This is a genomic window from Paracandidimonas lactea (assembly GCF_021653995.1).
Classification (GTDB): domain Bacteria; phylum Pseudomonadota; class Gammaproteobacteria; order Burkholderiales; family Burkholderiaceae_B; genus Allopusillimonas; species Allopusillimonas lactea.
In genome coordinates this window covers 103,050-124,478 of sequence record NZ_JAJJOZ010000011.1, presented here as the reverse complement: position 1 = coordinate 124,478, position 21,429 = coordinate 103,050, and the positions used below count along the sequence as shown (strand labels likewise).

20 protein-coding genes and 1 pseudogene are annotated in these 21,429 nt (G+C 62.0%); all 21 read right to left on the bottom strand.

Annotated elements, in window-relative coordinates; translation table 11 throughout:
• Nucleotides 1–126 precede the first annotated feature (126 nt).
• The 21 genes and pseudogenes from LOL23_RS17415 to LOL23_RS17315 all read right to left on the bottom strand — a co-directional run bounded on the left by LOL23_RS17415 (nucleotide 127) and on the right by LOL23_RS17315 (nucleotide 21,182).
• A complete protein-coding gene (locus LOL23_RS17415; protein WP_237173986.1) occupies nucleotides 127–1,173 on the bottom strand; it encodes a Bug family tripartite tricarboxylate transporter substrate binding protein in 1,047 nt (348 codons plus the stop codon).
• A gap of 44 nt (nucleotides 1,174–1,217) precedes the next feature.
• Nucleotides 1,218–2,051, bottom strand: coding sequence for an IclR family transcriptional regulator (locus LOL23_RS17410; RefSeq protein WP_237173985.1), 834 nt, complete (start codon nucleotides 2,049–2,051; stop codon nucleotides 1,218–1,220).
• 257 nt (nucleotides 2,052–2,308) lie between these two features.
• A complete protein-coding gene (locus LOL23_RS17405) occupies nucleotides 2,309–3,196 on the bottom strand; it encodes a cation diffusion facilitator family transporter (RefSeq protein ID WP_237173993.1) in 888 nt (295 codons plus the stop codon).
• 148 nt (nucleotides 3,197–3,344) lie between these two features.
• Entirely contained in the window at nucleotides 3,345–5,144 is a 1,800-nt protein-coding gene (locus LOL23_RS17400; protein WP_160979286.1) for a TadE/TadG family type IV pilus assembly protein, read from the bottom strand.
• A 17-nt stretch (nucleotides 5,145–5,161) separates the two neighbouring features.
• Nucleotides 5,162–5,743 carry a TadE/TadG family type IV pilus assembly protein gene (locus tag LOL23_RS17395; protein WP_237173984.1) on the bottom strand — a complete coding sequence of 194 codons (582 nt, stop codon included), beginning with the start codon at nucleotides 5,741–5,743 and terminating at the stop codon, nucleotides 5,162–5,164.
• A 216-nt stretch (nucleotides 5,744–5,959) separates the two neighbouring features.
• Complete coding sequence (locus LOL23_RS17390) at nucleotides 5,960–6,472, bottom strand: TadE/TadG family type IV pilus assembly protein (protein WP_160979282.1); 513 nt, start codon at nucleotides 6,470–6,472, stop codon at nucleotides 5,960–5,962.
• 10 nt (nucleotides 6,473–6,482) lie between these two features.
• Nucleotides 6,483–7,268, bottom strand: a complete 786-nt coding sequence (locus LOL23_RS17385; protein ID WP_237173983.1) for a tetratricopeptide repeat protein — start codon at nucleotides 7,266–7,268, stop codon at nucleotides 6,483–6,485.
• Nucleotides 7,269–7,278: 10 nt separating this feature from the next.
• Entirely contained in the window at nucleotides 7,279–8,235 is a 957-nt protein-coding gene (locus tag LOL23_RS17380; protein ID WP_160979278.1) for a type II secretion system F family protein, read from the bottom strand.
• 1 nt (nucleotide 8,236) lies between these two features.
• Nucleotides 8,237–9,217 (bottom strand): type II secretion system F family protein, encoded by a 981-nt coding sequence (locus LOL23_RS17375; protein WP_237173982.1) that lies wholly within the window; start codon nucleotides 9,215–9,217, stop codon nucleotides 8,237–8,239.
• Nucleotides 9,214–10,659 carry a TadA family conjugal transfer-associated ATPase gene (locus LOL23_RS17370; RefSeq protein WP_160979274.1) on the bottom strand — a complete coding sequence of 482 codons (1,446 nt, stop codon included), beginning with the start codon at nucleotides 10,657–10,659 and terminating at the stop codon, nucleotides 9,214–9,216. Before LOL23_RS17370 ends, LOL23_RS17375 begins: the two co-directional genes overlap by 4 nt.
• Nucleotides 10,659–11,876, bottom strand: coding sequence for a CpaE/TadZ family protein (locus LOL23_RS17365; RefSeq protein ID WP_160979272.1), 1,218 nt, complete (start codon nucleotides 11,874–11,876; stop codon nucleotides 10,659–10,661). The genes LOL23_RS17370 and LOL23_RS17365 overlap by 1 nt, the downstream gene beginning before the upstream one ends.
• A 19-nt stretch (nucleotides 11,877–11,895) precedes the next feature.
• A complete protein-coding gene (locus tag LOL23_RS17360; RefSeq protein WP_237173981.1) occupies nucleotides 11,896–12,435 on the bottom strand; it encodes a CpaD family pilus assembly lipoprotein in 540 nt (179 codons plus the stop codon).
• A gap of 74 nt (nucleotides 12,436–12,509) precedes the next feature.
• Nucleotides 12,510–13,922, bottom strand: coding sequence for a type II and III secretion system protein family protein (locus tag LOL23_RS17355; RefSeq protein WP_237173980.1), 1,413 nt, complete (start codon nucleotides 13,920–13,922; stop codon nucleotides 12,510–12,512).
• Between the two features lie 144 nt (nucleotides 13,923–14,066).
• Nucleotides 14,067–15,017 carry a Flp pilus assembly protein CpaB gene (cpaB, locus tag LOL23_RS17350; protein ID WP_160979270.1) on the bottom strand — a complete coding sequence of 317 codons (951 nt, stop codon included), beginning with the start codon at nucleotides 15,015–15,017 and terminating at the stop codon, nucleotides 14,067–14,069.
• 28 nt (nucleotides 15,018–15,045) lie between these two features.
• Nucleotides 15,046–15,546, bottom strand: a complete 501-nt coding sequence (locus LOL23_RS17345; RefSeq protein ID WP_160979268.1) for an A24 family peptidase — start codon at nucleotides 15,544–15,546, stop codon at nucleotides 15,046–15,048.
• A 76-nt stretch (nucleotides 15,547–15,622) separates the two neighbouring features.
• The gene (locus tag LOL23_RS17340) at nucleotides 15,623–15,817 is read right to left on the bottom strand and encodes a Flp family type IVb pilin (protein ID WP_237173979.1); all 195 of its coding nucleotides are present in this window, start codon (nucleotides 15,815–15,817) and stop codon (nucleotides 15,623–15,625) included.
• Between the two features lie 570 nt (nucleotides 15,818–16,387).
• Complete coding sequence (locus tag LOL23_RS17335; RefSeq protein WP_160979264.1) at nucleotides 16,388–17,080, bottom strand: response regulator transcription factor; 693 nt, start codon at nucleotides 17,078–17,080, stop codon at nucleotides 16,388–16,390.
• 223 nt (nucleotides 17,081–17,303) lie between these two features.
• A complete protein-coding gene (locus tag LOL23_RS17330; protein WP_237173992.1) occupies nucleotides 17,304–18,029 on the bottom strand; it encodes an ABC transporter substrate-binding protein in 726 nt (241 codons plus the stop codon).
• Between the two features lie 48 nt (nucleotides 18,030–18,077).
• A pseudogene (locus LOL23_RS17325) lies at nucleotides 18,078–18,662 on the bottom strand (2-hydroxychromene-2-carboxylate isomerase); the annotation flags it as partial.
• 128 nt (nucleotides 18,663–18,790) lie between these two features.
• On the bottom strand, nucleotides 18,791–19,531 hold the full coding sequence (locus LOL23_RS17320; RefSeq protein WP_160979260.1) for an SDR family oxidoreductase: 741 nt from the start codon (nucleotides 19,529–19,531) through the stop codon (nucleotides 18,791–18,793).
• 88 nt (nucleotides 19,532–19,619) lie between these two features.
• On the bottom strand, nucleotides 19,620–21,182 hold the full coding sequence (locus tag LOL23_RS17315; RefSeq protein ID WP_237173978.1) for a class I adenylate-forming enzyme family protein: 1,563 nt from the start codon (nucleotides 21,180–21,182) through the stop codon (nucleotides 19,620–19,622).
• Nucleotides 21,183–21,429: the final 247 nt, after the last annotated feature.

The following is a 21,429-nucleotide window of genomic DNA, read 5'->3' as shown; positions in this document are numbered from 1 at the left end:
GGTTTGTTTTGCTATGTTGGGTGCTTGGTTCCGGTGACCGGTTCCGATGTTTGCTTGTGATGTTTCGCTTTCAGTCCTCGATTTCGGGTTGCCGGCTTCACCGTTCTACGCCCGGGAAGCTGTCAATCAATCGAGGCGAATCTTGGCGTCGCGCGCCAGGGCGGCCCATTTCACGAGTTCGGACTGCACGACTGCGTTCAGTTCACCCGAGGTACTGCCCACCGCCACAGCGCCCTGCCCCAGCAACTTCTCCTGAATTTCGGGTTTCTTCACAACGGTGGATACTGCCTGGGCCAGGCGGTCGATAACGGGTTGCGGCGTGTCGCGCGGCGTAAACATCGCATACCAGGAGTCGACTTCGAAATCGGCCACGCCCGCTTCCTGCACGGTTGGCACGTCCGGGAACATTGGGCTGCGCTTAGTGGTGGAGACGGCGAGCGCCTTCAACTGCCCCGATTTCACAAACCCCGTTGCGGCCGGGATGGAGACCCACAGAACAGGAATCTGGTAGCCCAATACGTCGTTGATGGCCGGCCCGCCTCCGCGATAGGGAATATGCTGCATTTTTGCGCCGGTGCGCAGACCAAGCAGTTCGCCGGCGATGTGACTTGGCGAACCATTGCCGACGGAGCCATAGGAGATCTCACCAGGCTTAGCCTTGGCGCGCTTTATCAGATCCTGGAGTGTGTTGACATCGAATTTGGGATTGGCGACCAGAATCTGCGGTAATGATGCCACCAGGGAAACAGGCGCGAAGTCGCGCGCGGCGTCGTAGTTGAGCTTTTTATAGACAGCTGGGTTGATGGTGTGTGAAGACAGGGTGAACAGCACGGTATAACCGTCGCCTTCCGAGCGGGCCACCGCTTCTGTGCCGATCATGCCGGCAGCGCCGCCGCGGTTTTCAATGACCACAGTTTGCCCCAGCGCCTTGCTGAGGTCTTCCTGGATGATGCGGGCGATGATGTCAGTGCCGCCGCCGGGCGGGTACGGCACCACCATTTTGATGGGGCGTGCAGGCCAAGCGCTAGCTGCAAGCGTGGGCACACTGATCGCCGAGATGCCCGCAATTGCCGCCAGCGGCAGGGCCAGCCGACGCCATAGATTGAACCGGTTGAAGCGTTGAAAGATACTGCCACTGCCTGCTGCGCGAATGTTGGACATCGGGATGGACATGCTTGTCTCCTTGCAGGTGGCGCCGCCTTTTCCGGCGGCATTTTTTAGGTGCTCATCATTTGCTGCGCTTGCTCGTTGAACGAAAAAGAAGAAAGAGTGGAGGGAGAAGCGGCCTGCGGGCGGTGGCCCAGCAGACGCGAGGTAGATTGAGCGGCTTCGCACAAGGCGGCGCCCAGGCCTGGCAGAAGTTCTGGCGTGGCACGGATGGCGGGCAAGCTGATGCCCAATGCTCCGGCGACCTTGCCCTGGCTATCGAACACGGGCGCACCCAAGCCATAGACGTCTTCGCGCCATTCGCCGCGATTGATGGCATAGCCGCGCTCGGACGCCTCGCGCAGATCTTTGAGCAACGCGACATGATGCACATGGCTGTTGGGCGTGTGAGCAGGCATGGACGGCAGGGCCGCTTGCAGCCAAGCCAGCGCCTGCACATCATCTTGCGGCAGCAGCGCGGCAAGAATGGCCTTGCCGCTGGCCACGCAATGAGCGGGCGCACGGCCCCCAATGTGCGAATAGGCTGCCACTGGCTGGGGGCTGTCTATTTTGTCGAGATACACCACGTGGTCTTCATCGCGCACAACCAAGTGGATGGTTTCGCGCGTAGCGGCGGCGAGGCCCGCAAGCGCTTGATGCGCAATCTGCCGAATGTCGAGCGCCCCCACCACGGTAGAGCCGAGCTCGAACAGGCGCAGCGTGGGTTGATAACGCGCATCGCTGGTTTGCCTCGCGTAACCCAGCGCCACGAGAGTTTGCAGGGTACGGTGGGCGTTGCTGGGCACTAAGCCAAAGGCTTGCGCCACATCCGACACGCTGCACGGCTGGCGGCGATTGACGAGGAATTCGAGTACCGCTATGCCTTTGGCGAGGGTTTTGTCCATATTCTAAATATTAGAATGTCGTTCTATATTTATAGTATACGCCTCAATATTCGAAGCGGCAACAGAAAGCGGGATTGGAGCGCGGAGGTATTCCACACACGGCACCCGGTGCAAGTGCAAGTGCAAGTGCAAGTGCAAGTGCAAGTGCGGGTGCGGGTGCGGATGCGGGGCACGACGGATGCACGACAGGCGCAGAACGGATGTGCCAGGGGCGCGTGTGCGGTGCCTTCGCCGCACGGAGTACGCCTCGGTGCGCTTTACGGACGCGTCACGCGCTCGCGTTGGTCGTTGGGTTCTACGTGGGTCGTGAGGACGATGTCGTGCGCGGCAGCGGCGTCTTCGAGCGCGTCGGCCAGGTCGTGAGCCTTGCGCACACTCCAGTCGCCAGGCACACGCAGGTCGACCTGCGCGAACTGGGTGGCGCCGGCCGCACGTGTGCGCAAGTTTGCTACCGTACAGCCCTCGCCAATGCGGGCCCGGAGCAACGTCTCCAGACGCGCAACAATGTCGTCATCCAGCGCCTGATCCATCATCCCGCTTACCGAGCGCCGCAGCAGGCTGCCCCCCTCGCGCAGGATGTTAAGTGCGACCAGGATGGCGACGACGGGATCCAGCCATTGCAGCCCGGTGACGACGGCCAAACCGACACCGACGATAACGCCAGCGGTCGTCCATACGTCTGTCATCAGGTGCCGGGCATCGGCGATCAGCGCCACGGAGCGGTGGCGCAGGCCCACGGTCATCAGAATACGAGCGGCCAGGAGATTGACGACGCTGGCGACGACCGACAATAGCGTGCCCATGCCCAGCCCTTCCACCGGCTGCAGGTGGAACAGACGTTGGCCGGCAGTAACGAGAATGGCCAGTGCGGCCAGGAAAATCATGCCGCCCTCGAAGGCGGCGGAGAAATATTCCGCCTTTCCGTGGCCAAAGGGATGGTCGTGATCAGGCGGGCGCCGTGCGTAGGTAAGCATTGCCAGAGCGAAGGACGCGCCGGCCAGGTTGACCAGGGACTCGAGGGCATCGGACAAATAGCCGACCGAACCCGTGATCCACCAGGCGGCCGCCTTCATGCCGATCGTTGCCAGGGCGGCGAACAGGGACAGCAGCAGGGCTTGCCGGGGGGTGATGGTGGCCAGGGGCATCACGGCGTCGATCCAGAAGAAAGTGCGCGCTGGAACGTGCGCGCATGGGCAACAGGATTAGATGAAGACGAGAGTTTACCCCGAGGCAAGGCGTGCAGCGTCGAATACCCCCAGACCTGCAGTGTCGGTGCGGCGTTGCCCGCCTGGCCTACCTGGTCAGGCGAAGCTCAGTCAGCGCACCGGCGATGGACCGGAAGACGTTGGGCAAGTCGGCGACGTTGGTGGCGTTGTAGAAATAGCCGGCACCGCTGGAGCAATTGTTCATCAAGGTTTCGGTGGCGCCGCCCACCACGCCGAGGGTGACGGTGTAGATTTTGATGGCGTTGCCGTCATTCTTGACCTGCTGGCATACGGCGGCCAGGTATGCGTCGACAGACGACGTGCTCATCGACGTGTCATTGCCCCAGCCTATGGATGTGTTCTGCTTCAGCGCACCAGTACTGAAAGGATCCCGCATTTTGAGCGATGTCAATGGCGCCTGGGCGTCGCTACTGATGCCAAAACTGAAATCCGTCGCGACGGGTGGCGTTGGCGAAGGCGTTCCCGGCGTGCAGGTGGTCCGGCTCTGGTCGGTGCACTGTTCTTTGTCAAAGCCCATGGAAAATGCAAACGTGTTATCGCCCGATGCGGGGCCCGCGCCGCTGGATGGCGCATTCTGGCCATCCGTGAGCAGTATGATCACCTTGCTTAGCCTGTCGGGGTCAGGATCGCGCGGCATGTCAGGGTCGCCCCAGCCGGGTGTGCCGCGCCAGACCGGATTAAGCATGCGCCAGGCCCACAGCAGGCCGGTAGGGATCAGCGTGTTGCCATTGGCCTGCATGGCGTCTATAGCGCTGTTGATCGTGGTCAAGTCGTTGCTAAGAAAGCGGGTCAGCCGCGAATCCTGGCAGTTGCTGGGGTTGGCCAGGGTGTGCAACCTGAATGAATAGGCGCCCGACGGAGCGATACCCAGTTGCATGCCGGCGCTGACAGGTTTGGCCGCGAACGAACGAGGCTGCATGATGTCGGCCGTATCGGGCATGATGCGGTAGTAGGTGGTGGTGCCCTTGTCCTTCGGGCTCAGGCCAAGTGAGTTGCTCTTGTCCACCAACGCCGTGATCACCCCCATGGTGAGTGGCATGAAGCCGGCGGTGGGTGTCAACGACGCCGCGGGCAGGTTGCCGCCCCCAGCGGGCCACGGCTCGACAATGCACCCCTTCCAGCGGTTATTCACAAAGCTGTTCAGCGGCTGGCCTGGGCCTGCCCAGTCTGATCGCAGCCACTGCCGGGTGGCCTCCGTGTTGCCTACGTTGACAGTATCGGCAAACGGCACAAGGCCCACAAAAACGCGGCTGGGCGTGCCCGGGTTGTTTTGCGATGCACCCAGCACGATACTTGCCAGCTCCCGCGACGCCGATTTGAGCGTATCGATCTTGCCGTCGCTGCTCATCGAGCCGGTGTTATCGAGCGCCATCACCACTTCGAGATCAGTGCGCGTGCGGCGTAATGCCCGATTCCTGGCATTGATGTCCATGGATGCCACATGGAGAAAGCCGGTGCTGATCAGCGGGAGCACACCAGTGGCCTGCATATCAATGTATTGGCCGGTAATGAAGTTACCCGTCGGCGACATCTCTTCAGTATAGGTAATGGTGAGATCTTCCGGCGCGATTCGGCTGCCCAGGAAGCCATCAGGCAGGTTGGCGCGGAAGTACTGGAACGCGTCTGATTTCCATTGTTCCTCGGCGGGCGTGCCGGGGGTGGGTGTGAGGTTGGCAAGGTTGCGGCCTGCGGACAGCGTGGCGCCATCAAGCGCTGACTGCACCTTGCCCTGCACCACGTTGTAGCGCACCAAGTCTATGGCGCCGAATGAGGTGCCCAGCACCGCCGTGGCCGACACAAGGAACATCGGCGCGACAGCACCGCGACTGTCGGACAGCACGGACCAGAATCGCTTGCGTAGGCTCATCATTCGCTCCATTATTGTTAATGCAGCACGCGCAGATCATCGAAGCGCGGGCGGAAGAAAAAGCGCGAGTACATGCTTTTCGTTCCGGCGAGCACGTTCCAGAATGCGCCGCTGACGGCAAACGGCTCATAGTCATAAAAGGTTTCAGCTACGATGATCGTGTCGCCCACCCGCACCTGCGGAAAGGCCGAGGTATCGGTGAGCTTGGACACTGGAGCGGTCACCGATGGCGACGAACCCTTAAACGTGGCGCTCCATTCGGGCGCAGATTTCCATGTGACGTCGCCATTGACATCCGGCTCTGTGGCTGCGTACGCGCTGATGATCATGCTCCCACCGTCGGAGAAATCCAGCGGCTGAAACACATCTTTGGCGATTATGCCGTATACGCAGATATCGTTGGCCTGCGTGCAGGCGCCTTGGTTGAAAAGCTCGCGCTGCAAGGCAACCCCGTTAGCCACGCTGAACGCAGCGCGGTCGAGCAGCGCCGCAGACCTGAAATACTGGTACATCTCCACGCAGGCAAACACCAGGAACACCGCAAGCGGAAAGATGATCGCCGCCTCCACCGCAGCTGTGCCGCGTTCGCCGCGATGCAAACTTGCGCGGGCCTGCCCAACCCGACAGCCCTGCCCTGCAAGCGATCGCCCTGAACACTGAAACAATCGCGACCCCAGCCGTTGCATCAATCTCTGGAATCGTTGCAACGACCAGAATTGCAGCAATCCAGAGTGCCATCGCAGGCCAAACAACCGTCGCAATAGGGGCGGTCGGTGCGATCCATGTATTCGCTTCAGTGATGTCGTTGTCATGATTCAGGGCTCATTCTGGATAACGATCCGGCGTTCAAACTTGAGGACCCGTATGCCCAGCCAGGTCATGATGCCCGAGAAACCAGTGTTGTCGAAACCAAGCCTGTAGAGCACGAGGTCCCCCCTGTTCCCGGCATCGCAAGTCGGCACATAGTCCGGATCATCAACGCTGGGAAAATCATTGTTCTGCCCTGGTTGATAGACCCGCGCATCGACATACAAGTGCGAGGGGCCCACCACCCAATTCCCCATCAGATTCTCGAAGGTTGCCTTGACAGTCTCCTCGCATGTCTTTCCCGCCGGTACGCCGAGCTGTCCGATACGCGACACGCGTGAGGCAGCCGCCTCAAGCGTGGCGTCAGCCAGCATTACGACACCCATTTCGATGGAGAAGAACAAAATCAGTACCGCCAGCGGCGCAACCAGGGCGAACTCCATCGCGCTCGCGCCCCGCTCCCCCAGGCGCCTCAGCCGGCTCCACAGGCGGCACGACACTGTCGAAATGCGGCGCTCCATGGCGGCCCCCTTACTTGCCTGCCCTGGCCGCAGCGGGCATGCGCTGGCGCACTTCGCGATAGAACGTGAGGTTGTCCTGCGCATTCATGCGCGGCATATCGGCCATCAGTATGCTTTCGGCGGCATCTTCGCGCCCCATCATGGCGTAGGCCATGGCCAGGTTTTGCCTGCCTTGCGGCAGGGCGGACGGCACACCCACCACATCAAGCAGTACATTCACCGCCTCGCGCGGCTTGCCGCTCAAGGTCAACGACAGGCCCAGATTGCTGCGCAGCGCGGGGTCCTGCGGATGGGCTTTCAAGCCCTGCCGATAGACCTGCTGCGCGCGGGCGGCATCTCCCGACAAGTCATAGACCACACCCAGGCCGGCCAGTGCCAAGGGGTGATCCGGCTGCAGCGCCAGCACCGCGTTGTAGCGCTCGATCGCTTGGGGAAATTGACGCTGCCGCACGTCCATCCGCGCAATGCCGAGCAAAGCTGGTGTCTGGGCCGGATCGCGCTGCAACGCCGCCTCGTAGGCTTGACGCGCCTGCGCCAAATCACCAGCAAGATACAGGGCGTCGCCCAGGCCCAGCCAACCGGCGATGATCTCGGGACGCGTAGCTGTAATGCGCGAATACAACTGCGTTGCCACACCCAGATCGCCGCTGGCCAGCGCGCTGGCAGCAATCCGCAACTCGCCGGCCTGCATCGCCTCTTCATCCATCGCAGTCTTGAGCGGCTCGACCGCCGTTTGACGCATCGGCGCGCACGCCGCCAGGAACACACAGAAGCCAATACTCACTAGTGCTCTCATCTCGACCTCGCTATTTCGCAAAGAACTCCATCAACCGCATGACCGAAGGCGCCCCCGCCACGATCAGAACCGTGGGCAGAATGAAGAGCATCATCGGTAAGGTAATCTTGGTGGCCAGCTTGGCGGCCGCCTCTTCGGTGCGCATCAGGCGCGCAGTGCGCTCGCTGCGCGACAGCACACGCAGCGCGTCGCCAATGGGCGTGCCAAATTGGCGCGACTGGATCAGCGTGGAAACCAGGCCCCGCACAGAGGGCAAGCCGATCCGCTCGGCCAGGCGACGCAGAACGACCGCCGTGTCACCGCTCAGCTGCAATTCCGTTGCGGTGAGCCGCAATTCGTCAGAAAGTGCAGGCGCCAGAAAGGCCAGCTCATGCGCCACACGCATCAGACATGCGTTGAGCCCCAGCCCTGAATTGGTGCACACCACCATCAAGTCGAGCGCATCGGGAAAGCTGCGCTCAATCGCCTTCTGGCGCCGGTTCACCAGGCGGTCGAGCACGATACGGGGCAGCATCATGCCGATATAGCCTGCGAGCACGAGCACACCAATGCGCACCATCATGCCGCCACCCTCAGGCAGGCGCGGCCAGACCACCGATACTGACAACAGGCCAGTGAACAGGCCGCAGCCCACCGCCACACCGATCAGCACTGGCAGCGCGCCGGGCTGGCGATAGCCCGCCATCACAAGTTTGGCTGCCATCTCCGTACGCTGCGCCACATCGAACAGCGGCATGGCCCGCCCCACTGCGGAAAGCACCCGACTGGCCACACCAAGCAGCCCCGCGGTGGCGTCACCCTGCACGCCAGCCGCGCTGCCACGCTGGCGAATACTGGTGCGTTCAGCACGCAGGCGCGCGCTGATGCGCGCCTGCGCATTGCTACGCGCATGAAAGTACATCAGGCTGCCGATCAAGGTCAGCAATACGGTAAGCAGCGTCAGCACATCCAGGATGGACCATGTCATGTCAGGTCTCCAGATTGGCGATCTTGCGGATAGCCAATATGCCCACCAGCAACATACCGCCCGCCACCATCAACAGCTTGTGGCCGGTTTCGGTGTCGAACAGCACCGCAATATAGTCGGGGCTGACCATCCATAGCACCGCAAGAATGAAGAAAGGGATGACGGAAATCATGCCGCCCGCAAACCGCCCTTCCGCCGTCAGTGCACGCGTCTTCAGCCGCAGGTCACGCCGGGCGCGGATCACCGTAGACAAGTTGGACAAGGTCTCGGCCAGCGATCCTCCTGTCTCGCGCTGCAGCAGCAGACAGACCGACAGAAACGAAAAGTCCGGCACCTGAATGCGGGCTTCGGCCTCATCCAGCACCGTTGTCATATCGTTGCCCAGAAACAGGCTATCGCCGATGCGCCGGAACTCGGGCCCAACGGGCGCCGGAAATTCATCGCCCACGCTGCGAATAGCCTGTGGAACGGGCACACCGGCCTGGCTGGCGCGGATAATGAGGTCCAGCACTTCGGGCATCTGTTCCAGAAAACCGCGGCTGAACCTATTGTTCAACTTGCGATAGATGGCCACCGCGCCGGCTAGCGGCACACCTGCAGCCACCAGCAATTTACCCCACCACGGCAGCGGCAGCACCCAAACGGCGATTGGCACTGACACGGCAGCCAGAAACAAAATACCCAGCAACCATACCAGCAGCCCGCGCCGCCCGCTCACCGTCTCGATGCGATCAATGGCGCTGCCGATACGGCCCATGGAGTGACGAAACTGCCTGCGCCGCGCATCACGCTCGGCGCGCGCGACATCTTCGGCCGCACCGCCCCGTCCTTGGACGTTGAGCGCGCGCGAAACATTATTGAGCCTGTCACGCACGCGGCCTGCGGGACGGTGCTTGAGCGCAGCACTCAGCCCCAGTACGAGAGCCCCACACAGCAGCACCGCGATAAAGGCCAGTATGGTGATCGCGTTTGCGGTGTTCATAAGCGCATCGCCTCCATGAGTTTGGCTTCTTGGCCAAAGTAGCCAGCGCGTTCGGCGAAGGCGGGCCGCATGCCGCTGCTTTCGTACGTTCCGCGCACTTCGTTGCCATACGACGATGTATCGAATACGAAACGAAACAGCTCCTGCGTGATGATGACATCGCCTTCCATACCCACGATTTCGACAATGCTGGTCACACGCCGCGCGCCATCGCGCATACGCTCGACCTGCACGATCAAGTTCACTGCGCTGGAGATCTGGCGGCGTATGGAATAAAGCGGCAAATTGCCGTTGGCCATCATCACCATACTCTCCAGACGCACCACGGCATCACGCGGGGTGTTGGCGTGCAGCGTAGTCATGGAGCCGTCATGCCCGGTATTCATGGCCTGGAGGACATCGAAGGCTTCGGCGCCGCGCGTCTCGCCCAGAATAATGCGGTCGGGCCGCATGCGCAGGGCGTTGCGCACCAGGTCGCTCTGCACCACGGCATTCAGGCCTTCAATGTTGGGCGGGCGCGTCTCCAGGCGCACCACATGCGGCTGCTGCAGCTGTAGTTCGGCAGCGTCTTCGATGGTGACGATGCGCTCGGATACGTCGATGTAGCGCGACAATGCATTGAGCATGGTTGTCTTGCCCGAGCCGGTGCCGCCCGACACGATAATGTTGAGCCGGCAGGCGGCTGCGATCTGCAACACCTGAGCCATGCCGTGCGACATGCTGCCCTGGCTCGCCAGTGTTGGCAAGGTCAGGTTGCGTCGCGAGAATTTACGTATTGAGATCGACACGCCATCAATGGCCAGCGGCGGCATCACGACGTTGACGCGGCTGCCGTCGGCCAGGCGCGCATCCACCATGGGGCTACTTTCATCGACGCGGCGCCCCACCGAGGCAGCGATGCGCTGTGCCACGTTGGCCACGTGCATATGATCGCGAAACTTCAGCGCGGTCAGTTCCAGCTTGCCGCGGCGCTCGACGAATACCTGATCAGGCCCGTTGACCATGATGTCGCTGACGGAATCATCCTGGAGCAACGGCTCGATCGGGCCGACACCGAACATATCGTTCAGGATTTCGTCCGTCATCTGTGCCTGCTCACGCTGCGTGACGGGCAGCCGGTCGCGCATGGCGAATTCGGCGATCAGGCTTTCGACTTCGCGGCGCACCTGTTCGCGCGTCTTGCTCAATGCGCTGGAGACGTTCATGGTGGTGAACACGAACTGGCGCGCCGCCCCATAGTGCTCGGAACGAATGATGCTGGCCACAGCCTCGGACACAGGCTCGGCATCACCGGCTGAAGCGCCCGCGATCACCGCGGACGACGCGGCTGTAGCGGCGGGCGCATCCAAAAGCACATCTGCCGGATGCGGCAGGGCCAGCGTGTGCCCCGTGTCGTTGTATTGGCCGTTGTCGGTACCGGCTTCGGGCTTGCGGCCGAACATCACGCCGCCCTCCACAGCCAGCGCGCCATGCGCGAGCCGCCACGTGCCGCAGGATTAATCTCGCCGGTAAGCAGCCTCGCCAGCCGGCTTGATGCTTTGCGCAGTTCGCTGTTGGCCGGCAACGGTTCGCCCAAGTCTTCAGACAATGTCGGCGCCTTTCCATCATGCGGAATATCCAGCGACACTGGGTGTGCGATCGCACCTGCAAAAGCCTTGGCATCCACACTGCCGCGCACCGGCGGGCGCGGCGAATTCAGTACTACATATAGGGCGGGCGGCTGCGGCAGCCCATCCACGTGAGCTAGCAGCCGCGCCATCACACGCGCCGAGTGCACGCTGCGGTCAGCGACCACGCAGGCCATATCGGCCCCACCCAGTACTTCGGCCGCCACGGCGCCACCCGGTTCATGCAGATCCACCACAATGTAATGAAAATACTGGACCAGCATGTCCAACAAGCGCGCCATCACTCCTTTGCTAAAGACGATTGCATCCCCGTGGCCCAACCCCGCGCCCAGCACGAAAAGCTTGCCGTCCGCACTGCCCAGGGTGCGCTCCAGAAACTGCGGGTCGATGCGATCCAGGTTTTGCAACAGCTCCTGCAAACCGTGGTTGGGCACGGCACCAAGCCGGGTGGCGCAAGCGCTCCCATAGAGATCGAGATCCAGGTACGCCACCCGGCGGCGGCCCTTGCCTTCGGTAAGCTGGGCAGCCAGCGCCACCGCAACCGACGTGACCCCCACGCCGCCACGCGTGCCAGTGACTGCGATTACCTTGCCGGTGCGGGAGCGGCGCAACGGCTGCCCATCACGGTCGCCCAGCGAGGTGCGCAGCATATCGGCAGTCAGCGGCTTGACCAGGTAGTCCTGCACACCCGCCTGCAGCAGATCCCGATACAGGCTCACGTCGTTGTTGTCACCCAATATATACACCTGCACCGAAGGGTCGCAGGCATCGGCAAGGCGGCCCAATGCGGCCATGGGCATGGCCGCGCCCGATACATCCACGACCAGCCGCTGCGGTGTCGCGACCGCCTGGCCCAGGTGTTCAATGGCGGCATCAATGCCGCCTCGTGCGATGCGGGCATTCGTGATGCCCATGTCCTGCGCGAAACGCGTGAGCTCCTGCACACTCTCATCATCGCTGGCAAATGCCACAAAGGTGGCATGCCGGACATCGTCCGTTTTTTTTGCGCTCAATGCACCCAGTACACTCATGACGCTCTCCCTTGCCGTATCATTTGCCGCCCTTGGCGCCCACGTCGGTCGAGCGGGTTTCGCGCAGCGGTGTCACCTCACCCTCGCGATAACGTTTCACTGCTTCGCCCGCCGTATCGCCGGATTGGCCGCGATAAGTGCGCGGGCGCACGAGATCGTCGGGGCGTGCCACCTGCTCGGCCAGGTTGCTGTAGGTGGCGCAACCAAAGGCGATCGACATGCGCAGGTCGTCAGCCTTGTTGTATTGCGAGGGCTGCAGCAATTTATTGCAGTCGGGGGCAACAGCCCGGAAGCCCGGCCCTGACTGCTCGACCCGAATGACACCCGGATCCGGCACGCCCGAAAAATCTTTTCGTGGGAAGGCACAGGCGGTCAGCGCCAGCGTCAGTGCCGCCAGCACACAGGCCCGTGCACCGCGCCGATATGCGGCGGGCAGCCTGGCCTGCACCACCGGCCGGGGGCATAGCCGTGCCGCGCACCGCATCGGGGCGCCGGGCAAGCCTGCGCCAGGCGCAGCCGAAGTCTGGGGGTATAGGTATTTGTGCGTCATATCCAGCATGATGGTTTTCCGGTTGTGTTCCGACAAAGGAACGGGCCAATGCTGTGCTCACTAGCCGGGCTCAGCAGCCGCGCTCAGTAGACAAAGCCTGCCGAGCCGGTCAGGCGCGGCACTTCGCCACTCAAAGGATCCAGGCCAATCTTGTCGTGCAGAATGTATTCAATGTCGGTATTAGGTCGCAGGCTGTCCAGCGGCGTCGCCAACTGCGTGCTGTCGCTGGGCTTGACCAAGTAAGGCGTCACGATTACCACCAGCTCGCTCTTGTTGTTGCGGTATTTCGACGACGAAAACAGCTTGCCAAGCACGGGGATTTTGCCCAGGCCCGGTACCTGCGAGACGATGTCACGGATGTTGTTCTGCAGCAGGCCGCCGATAGCGAAGCTCTGGCCGCTGGCCATTTCCACCGTGGTCTCCACGCGTCGCACAGACAAGCCCGGGATGACCAAGCCTTCCATGACGATGCTGCTGTTCGGATCGATCTCGCTGATCTCGGGGCGCACCTTGATGCTGATGCGATCATCGGCCAGCACGGTAGGGGTGAAGTCCAGCGCCACACCAAACGGCTTGAATTCCACCGTCATGCTGTCCCTGTCCTGCTTGACAGGGATGGGGAACTCACCGCCCGCCAGGAAGCTCGCGGTCTCACCGGACACCGCTGTCAGATTGGGCTCGGCCAACACGCTGATCATGCCTTCCTGATCCAGCGCATCGATCATGGCCTGGATGGATCGCCCTTCTTTGGCGTAACCACCCAGGAAGGAGTAGCCACCGTTGCCGGCGCTGGTATAGCCGCTGCGCGTCGCAAAGCGCATCTCGCTGTCACCCTGTGCGAAAGCGCCCACCAGGCTCTGGAAAGGCCGGCCGCTGATCACTCCTGCAAAAAAGTTTCCAGGCGTGGCGATGGCCGACCAATTGATGCCCAGCTCCTGCGTCACTTCACGCGATACTTCGGTGACCCGTACACGCAAATACACCTGGGTGGGGCTGCTGATGGCCAGCCGGTTGATGAGCTGGTCTTTCTCGCCCAGATAGGACTGGACCGTGCGCGTGATGGCGTCGATCGTCTGCGCGTCGGGCACGGTGCCGGTCAGCATTAGTGAGCCCGGCGCGGATTCGAGCGAAAAGCGCATACCTGGAAACCGCTGGCGCAGCACTTGGTCAATTTCGGCGGTGTTATGGCGTACTGTGATTTTCTGCTGCGCAAGCGTCTGGCCGCCCAGCCCCAATACATAAAGCGTGGTCTGGCCGGTACGCTTGCCTACCACCAGCACAGCACCTTCGGAAGGCACCTGTACATCCGCAATGTCAGGATCCGCCACGAAGACGGTCTGCGCAATACCGTTGAACTTGATCAACTGCCCCTCGCCCACCGACAATGCCGCCGCCTGGGCGGCGGGCGCGTAACAGGCCATCACCGTCGTCGCGCATAACGCGGCGCAAATTGTTGCCGGATTTGCCGTCGCAAAACGCTGCATGCTTGCCACCATGTTGACCATCCTTGTTCGCTGAACCTGCTTTGTGTCCTGCGTCAACCTTTGTTGTCTGGCTGGACGCCGGCCTCGCCAAACCACCCGCCCTGCTACCGCTGTGCGACCGCTCGCCACGGGGCTGCGGCGCCTGGGTGGATACTGTTACTGAACACCCAGTTTTTGCTGTTCGCGCTTGGAACCGCGCATGACCGTGATCTCACGCGGGCCACTGGCCACGGGTTCGGGCTGTACTTTCGCTTCGGTGTCCACAGCCGCCGGGGCAGGATCTTCCCCGCCGATGGCACGCGACACGTCCCCGGCCCATACAGGCGACGCCTGCTCGGCCGACTCGCCCCAGGCAACGATGGAGCCTGCCTGCGCATCGGACGACGCATTTCGGTCGGCCACGGCAAAGCTGCGCAGGGCCATAGAGAGGGTGCCCAGCCGCGAGGCCACAGTCACCGCCTCTGCCGCACGCGGGGCTACCTCAATCGTGACCGTGCGGGCGGGCGTTTTGTTTCGATTCACCTCAACCGCCTCGGACTTGCTTAGCTGGAACACCGAACCCACCGCAATCACGCGCACGTTCTCAATCACGGTTTCACTCACCACCGAACGTGCCCTGCTTTCATTGACATTGGCGTTATCCTTAGCCCGCGTGGTTTGCGTCAGAATCATGTCGACATAGTCGCCAGGCTGGATCAATCCCGCATTGCCCGAAACTATGTCGATAGGCACAGACACCGCCCGCATGCCCGGCTTAAGCACCGCGGCCAGGAAGCCCGCCGCGTCGGGGCGGATCACATCCTGAGCCAGCAACCGCGCCCCCGTCTTCATGTCGTGCCGCACCAGCACACCGCCCATGTCGTCAGCCGCCGGGGTGCCTTGCACCAGAGCCCCCTGCGGCAGACGGGACTTGGGCACCGCCTGCCACGCAATATCTTCATTGCGCAGCAGCAGGCCCGCAGGCAGATCGCCTGCCGCGACGCGGATTTGGACCTGCGGATCAGCCGGCGCGGCGTTGCCCATCATGCTGGCAAACAGCACGCGCGCCATCAGCGCCAGTACTGCCGCGCCCAATATCAGCAGGGCAAATTTGAGTGTGTTGGACATCGTTCTTCCCCTTCCGTCGCCCGCCGGCTTACGCACCGGTTACGATCAAGACCTGTATGCCCGCCAGCGCCAGGCCCACGCCATAGGGCACGCCTCGCGATGCTGTAAGCATGCGGAGCATGCCCGCGCCCGCTGGTCGGCGGGCGCGGCGCAGCACTCTTTGGGCGCCCCAGCCCAACAGGCCAAGCAGCGCGCCGCACAGCGTAGCCAGCACCAGTGCTGTGACGGCGCCCTGCGGCCCCGCCCACAGCATGATCGCCCCCCACAGCTTCACATCCCCCCCGCCCATATACCCCAATGCGAACAGCAGAGTTGCCAGCGTGAACGCTGCCAGCCCCGTAATCGCATGCCCGCCGACCTGCGCCCAACCTATTCCGGCCGCCCCCGCGTAGCAGAGGAAGAGGAAGGCATAGAGGCCAACCCAGGCATTGGGCAGGCGTCGCTGGGACAGATCGCGGTACGCCAGCAGCAGCAGGATGGCGCCTGCGGCGGCCAGCGTGGGTGCGATGAGGGAAGAGGTTGTAATCATGTGGGGGGTCGTCATGCCTTGTTGTTATTACTGCGAGTACGCTCTCGTTCTTTTCTGACGTTCAGCGTCCATTGCATCAAGGTGTTGTGGGCGGCGGTGTTGTGGCGGTCGTTACAGCCGTCGACAGGTTCTGGAAGCCTGTTTGCAAACCGTCCGTGAACAGGCCTACGCCAATCACCACCGCACCCACAATCAGCCCCGCCAGAATCGCGTATTCCAGGGCGCTCACGCCGCGTTCGTCGCGGCGCAGTTTCTTAAGAAAGTTACGCATTGCTTATCTCCGAAAATAATTGACACATTGAAGTGGGACTGACGGGGATGGATCCCCTCCCTTATTGCTTGTACCCGCATTGGGTAAGGGCATATTACGGCTTGCTACATGCGGAAATATCTGTCGTTCGCGTAAACAGGAAAACTCTGAACCGCTTGCTAGTCACACTAAGAATTCGGACGATGGTTTTCCTAAGAAAAGTACCCGGAAACCGTTCCTGCCCCGCTCTACTCTGCCAGTTCCAGTACATGGTTTTCCTAGGAAAAGTGCCCGGAAGCCATTCCGGACCATCGCGTCGCCGTCATACCATGTCACGCCGCGTCACGATTTCATGACGTTTCCAAGCTGTCATCCCTAATTCGGGTTGCCTACGCGTAGACGAAAAGACGACCGCCAACTCGTCATCGTGCAGCGAGGTACCACGCCGAAAGGATGCTGCGGGACCGCCTCTGGGGTGGATGCTGCGGGTTGGGGTTGGGGTTGGGGTTGGGGTTGGGGTTGGGGTTGGGGTTGGGGTTGGGGTTGGGGTTGGCGAGAGGTGCCGCGAGCCTGCGGCGCCACACAGGGCGATCAGGCGACTGCGCAGTTTTCTGGCAGCAGCAGCGGCAGGGACAGATTGGGGCTCACGATATCGGCGGGCTGCTCATTGAGTGATTCTGTTACCATTTCGCGCTCGCTGATCTGCATGACGCCCGATACGCCCAGCTTCATCAATATATTGCGCTTGTGGGCGCTGATTGTCTTTTCGCTAAGAAACAGCCGCCGCGCCACATCTTTATTGCGCAAGCCCTGGCGCAGCAGCGTGAGCACGGTAAGCTCTTTCTTGGTGAGGGACTGCAGGCGATCAGACTGATGCCCGTGGTGACCTTGGCTGCCCCCGACCGCTTGCGGAAAGCATTGCATGCCGTCCAGCACCATGCGCGCAGTGGCGGCAATGGTCTGTTCGCTGCTGTGCTGCCCCAGATAGCCATTGACGCCCAGGCTGGATGCCAAAGCGGCGAATAACGAAACATCATTGCCGCCAAAAAACAGAATGGGGCAGCCAGACGCATTTTTGCGCAACGCGCTCAGGAAAACCGCAATGCTCATCGCGGGCTCGCGTGGATCCATAATGACCAGGGCGAGTTCAGTGCACACGTGATCGAGCGCTTCCTGGGGTGTATTGACCTCGCTTAGCGCGTGGGTAAAGCCTGCACCTTGCAGCACCGAGCGCAAACCAGCCCTGACGATGGGTGCGGAATTCACGATCAGAATCGACGGCATGCGACCTCCCCAACTTATGTCAACAAGCGGAACAGACGCTGCTGGCCTTGCGCTTATTTTGCAAAGCCTGCAAAACGTATCAAAGCCGATTCAAATGTATAAAAATGAATCAAGATTTGAGACAAGCCGATTCTGTAGGAAAGACTAGAGAAAATCAACTAATCTCCTGTGCCGCGGTCTCAATGGATACCCTTAGGACAAATGGCGGGGGCTTAATGGCTGGTTATCTGGCCACCGAGGCGCCTTCGATGCGATGGCGCGCCAGCGCCTCTTGCACGAAACCGCTGGCCTTGGCTTCTTCGACGAAGTCGGCGAGGATTTTCGCAGCCTGCTCCCCCCGCCCCTTGGGCAGGCCCATGGCCTGGCGGATCACCATGAAACGGCCCGGCAGCAGGCGCAAGCCCGGGATGCGCGCGGCATCGGCCTCAAGTTGCTGTCGCACGCCAGCGGCCACGTCGGCGCCTTCGTTCATAAAGGTATCGACCACAGCCGGCGAAGTGGGCGCGCGCAGAATCTCGGCCTGCTTGAGTTCGCGGGACAGGTAAAGGTCGTAGGCGCTGCCACGCCCTACGACGACGCGATTGCCCGGGGCGTCGACCTCGGCATTGCTTTGCAGCGGCGAGGTTTCAGCCACCAGATAAGCGCCTTCGATCAATACATAGGGCGCCGAAAACGCAATACCGGCGCCGCGCACGGGGTCCACGGCAAAGAAGCCGAAGTCAGCTTCTTCGCGCGTGACGGCGTCCACGGATTTGCCGGCGGCGTCGAATACGACAAGCTCTAGCTCCAGGCCCAGATGTTGTGCAAAGCGGCGCGCCAGATCAATGGAAACGCCTGCGGGGCGACCGTCTTCGGCGATTCGGGCAAGAATGGGATTGCCGACATTGATGGCAGCGCGCAGGCGGCCCGTTGGCGCCAAGATCGATTGAAGCTGTGGAGAAAGGCTCATGGTTGTTCCGGAGTGCGATGAATGAAGGGCCGACGCCATGGCTTCCTCTACCTCGCGCAGGCGATCCTTGCCGAAGTAGATCTCGTTGCCGACAAAGAAGGTAGGCGCCCCGAAGGCCCCTTGCTCGAATGCCCGCTGCGTGTTGTCGATCAGCGCCTGCTTGACGTCCGGCGCCTGACTGGCGGCCAGAAGGGCCGGGCCATCAAGACCCGCCTGCCGCAGCACCCCCAGGATGACTTCTGTATCGCCCATATTCTGTGCCTGCTCCCACATTGCGGCGAATACTGCATCGACATAGGGCTGGAAAATGCCCAGCTTCTGCGCAGCGACTGCGCCGCGCATGATCTGCAGCGTGTTCACGGGCCAGAACGGGTTGTCGCGGTACCCCTGCAGGCCATGCCTGTCGATGAAGCGTCGTTTCTCGATGGCGTTGTACTTGAGCTTGTTGGCCACGCCCGCGAAGGCCTCGGCCGGCGAACGATTGTTGGTGAGCTTGAATAGACCGCCCAGCAGGATGGGGACATACTCGAACCCCACACCTGTGCGGGCGGCGATCTCTGGCAACACCTTGTGGCAGAAGTAAGCGTTGGGGCTGCCAAAATCGAAAACAAACTGAACACGATCCTGCTGCATGTATTGATCTCCTGATCAAGAAAACGACGCCGCTGTTGTTGTTATCTTTCCCCAGCCTAAAGGCAGGCGCCGGGCGCGCACCAGGCGACCGACCTCCAGCGTGAAGGCTGGGGCTGGCCGTGCGCGGTTCACCATGGCTCCAGCCAGGGCCTAAGGTCGGCCTCATGCGTCCACGCGTTGCGCGGCTGCATATGAATCTGCCAGTACGCCTCGGCGATGCTGTCCGGATCGACGATACCGTCCTGCGCTTTCAGCGCATAGCGTTCGGGAAAGGTGTCGCGGATGAACTCGGTGTCGATGGCGCCGTCGATGATAGGATGCGCCACATGGATGCCCTTGGGCCATAGCTCGCGCGCCATGCTTTGCGCCAGCGCGCGCAACCCGTGCTTGGCGCCTGCAAAAGCTGCGTAACCATCTCGCCCGCGCAGGCTGGCGGTGGCGCCTGTAAATAATATCGTGCCGCGCCCGCGCGGCAGCATAGCCTTGGCCACCTCGCGGCCCATCAGGAAGCCGCCGAAGCAGGCCATTTCCCAGACCTTGTAATAAACACGTGCCGTCGTTTCGGTAATGCCAAAGCGCACGTTTGCACCGATATTGAATACCGCAACCTCAATCGGTGCGATCTCCCGCTCGATCTGTTCGACCAAAGCAACTACCTGGTCTTCCTTGCGGGCATCGCTGCCGAATCCGTACGCCTCGCCGCCGGCGGCCTTGATCTCATCCACCAGGGGCTGCAGCTTGTCGGTATGACGCCTGGTTACGCAGGCGATGTAGCCTTCGCGGGCAAATCGCCGCGCAATAGCGCCGCCGGTTGCATCACCTGCGCCCACCACCAATATAGCCTTCTTGTGCGTTTGCTCGTCAGTCATGTTGCTCCTCTTCTATCGTTCTGTTCCCTCAACGCTACACGGTCTGGCGCAGCGCGGCGCGAGGCGCGGCGTATAAGCCGGCCCCGCCTCATGGTTGGCCCGACACACCAGACGCACGCTCCTGCGCCATGGACTTCAGCACATTCTTGAGCAGCTTGCCAGTGGACGCCATCGGCATCTGCTCGACGAAGCGGATGTCGCACGGCACCTTGTAGGGTGAGAGACGGGCACGCAGATAATCGCGGAAGGCGTCAGGGTCGGGCGCTTGCATATTGCGCTTGAGCTCAACGAAGGCCACCACTTCCTCGTTGTGCTCCACCTCGCGCCCCACGACAGCCGACTGTACGACGGCAGGATGGCTGTTGATCACCTGCTCCACCTCTACCGGATAAACGTTGAAGCCGGAGCGTATGATCAATTCTTTGCTGCGCCCGACGATGTGCAGCGCGCCGTCCGCCGACTGCTGCGCCATATCGCCGGTATTGAGCCAGCCTTCGGCATCCAGTATCTCGGCGGTGCGCCCCGCGTCACGGTAATAGCCCTTCATGACGCCCGGGCTGCGCATATGCAGGGTTCCGATTTCGCCCGGCGTCACCGCCCCGCCGTCGCCATCCACGATACGGATCTCGACGCCCACAATAGGCGGCCCGACCGAGCAATCCGAGCGAGGGGCATCACGGCGTGTCTGGGCAATCGTAGGCGCGGCCTCCGTCAGGCCGTAGCCATTATGCAAGGTCAGGCCCAACGCTGCCTCGGTATCCGCCTTGAGCCTGGGCGTGAGCGGCGAGCCGCCCACGCTGATATAGCGCAGCGCCGGTGCGCGCAGCGGCACGCCGCTAGCCTGCGCATGGTCGAGCAGCCTGGCGAACATGGCCGGAACACCGGTGAACAAGGTAACGCCGCCCTCGGCCAATGCACGTGTCGCCGCCTCGACATCAAAACGCGGTTCGAGCATCACCGTCGCACCCGCCGACATGGAGCCAATAAATTGCGATGCCAGCCCGATGATGTGGGCCATCGGCAACACGCCGTACACGATGTCTCCCGGTGCGAGCCCGCGCGAATGCGCAGACCACAGCGCGGGGAACATGAGGTTTGCATGCGTGAGCATGACAGCCTTGGGCGCCCCCGAGGTGCCTGAGGTATAGACCAGCGCGGCCACCTGCTCTGTAGGCGATGGCGACACCGCCTCGAGCAGCACGGCTTCGGCCAACGGCCCGACATGCAGGCTGCCAAGGCCATCCCAATCCATGGATACGGCACCATGGCGCCTGGCATGCCCTTCGGCACTGTCGGACACATGACAGGTATAGAGCACACGCCGGGCGCCCGAATGCGCCACGACTTGATCGATTTCCCGCGCCGACAGACGGGCGTTTACAAAGCAGGACCATGCATCCATACGGCTGAGGCCGAGAATCACCGCGCAAGCGGCGGCGCAGTTCTCGCCCACAATCACGACCCTGTCGCCACCGCGCACATCCAGTTCCCGCAATCGATCAGCCGCCCGCAGCGACGCTTGGGCGAGTTCACCATAGCTGAGGGCAAGCGTTGCGTCCTGCAAGGCGGGCAGGCCAGGATGGGTTCGTGCCCATTCATCAACCAACAGATGGATGCGGTCAGGCCCGCGCGCCTGAAAAGTAGTGGCCAAGCTTTATCTCCACGAATTGTTCCGGGCGGCGGACTGCTGTCCGGAAAACGATGCCTGCCACCCGGCAGCGATGACCGCCCCCCGAAAGCAACGCCTGCCGCCCGAAAGCAACGCCTGCCGCCCGAAAGCGACGCGCGCCCCTCCGAAGGATACCTGCCACCCGGCAGCGATGTCCTCTGCTCCGAAGCGATGCCTTCCGCTGCAGCGGAAGACAGGCAAGATATATGACTTCATGCAAAATAAAATA

Coding starts and splice junctions, on each gene's coding strand:
- LOL23_RS17415 (WP_237173986.1), bottom strand. CDS start 1,173: ATGTCCATCCCGATGTCCAACATTCGCGCAGCAGGCAGTGGCAGTATC.
- LOL23_RS17410 (WP_237173985.1), bottom strand. CDS start 2,051: ATGGACAAAACCCTCGCCAAAGGCATAGCGGTACTCGAATTCCTCGTC.
- LOL23_RS17405 (WP_237173993.1), bottom strand. CDS start 3,196: ATGCCCCTGGCCACCATCACCCCCCGGCAAGCCCTGCTGCTGTCCCTG.
- LOL23_RS17400 (WP_160979286.1), bottom strand. CDS start 5,144: ATGAGCCTACGCAAGCGATTCTGGTCCGTGCTGTCCGACAGTCGCGGT.
- LOL23_RS17390 (WP_160979282.1), bottom strand. CDS start 6,472: ATGGAGCGCCGCATTTCGACAGTGTCGTGCCGCCTGTGGAGCCGGCTG.
- LOL23_RS17385 (WP_237173983.1), bottom strand. CDS start 7,268: ATGAGAGCACTAGTGAGTATTGGCTTCTGTGTGTTCCTGGCGGCGTGC.
- LOL23_RS17380 (WP_160979278.1), bottom strand. CDS start 8,235: ATGACATGGTCCATCCTGGATGTGCTGACGCTGCTTACCGTATTGCTG.
- LOL23_RS17375 (WP_237173982.1), bottom strand. CDS start 9,217: ATGAACACCGCAAACGCGATCACCATACTGGCCTTTATCGCGGTGCTG.
- LOL23_RS17370 (WP_160979274.1), bottom strand. CDS start 10,659: ATGTTCGGCCGCAAGCCCGAAGCCGGTACCGACAACGGCCAATACAAC.
- LOL23_RS17365 (WP_160979272.1), bottom strand. CDS start 11,876: ATGAGTGTACTGGGTGCATTGAGCGCAAAAAAAACGGACGATGTCCGG.
- LOL23_RS17360 (WP_237173981.1), bottom strand. CDS start 12,435: ATGCTGGATATGACGCACAAATACCTATACCCCCAGACTTCGGCTGCG.
- LOL23_RS17355 (WP_237173980.1), bottom strand. CDS start 13,922: ATGGTGGCAAGCATGCAGCGTTTTGCGACGGCAAATCCGGCAACAATT.
- cpaB (WP_160979270.1), bottom strand. CDS start 15,017: ATGTCCAACACACTCAAATTTGCCCTGCTGATATTGGGCGCGGCAGTA.
- LOL23_RS17345 (WP_160979268.1), bottom strand. CDS start 15,546: ATGATTACAACCTCTTCCCTCATCGCACCCACGCTGGCCGCCGCAGGC.
- LOL23_RS17340 (WP_237173979.1), bottom strand. CDS start 15,817: ATGCGTAACTTTCTTAAGAAACTGCGCCGCGACGAACGCGGCGTGAGC.
- LOL23_RS17335 (WP_160979264.1), bottom strand. CDS start 17,080: ATGCCGTCGATTCTGATCGTGAATTCCGCACCCATCGTCAGGGCTGGT.
- LOL23_RS17330 (WP_237173992.1), bottom strand. CDS start 18,029: ATGAGCCTTTCTCCACAGCTTCAATCGATCTTGGCGCCAACGGGCCGC.
- LOL23_RS17320 (WP_160979260.1), bottom strand. CDS start 19,531: ATGACTGACGAGCAAACGCACAAGAAGGCTATATTGGTGGTGGGCGCA.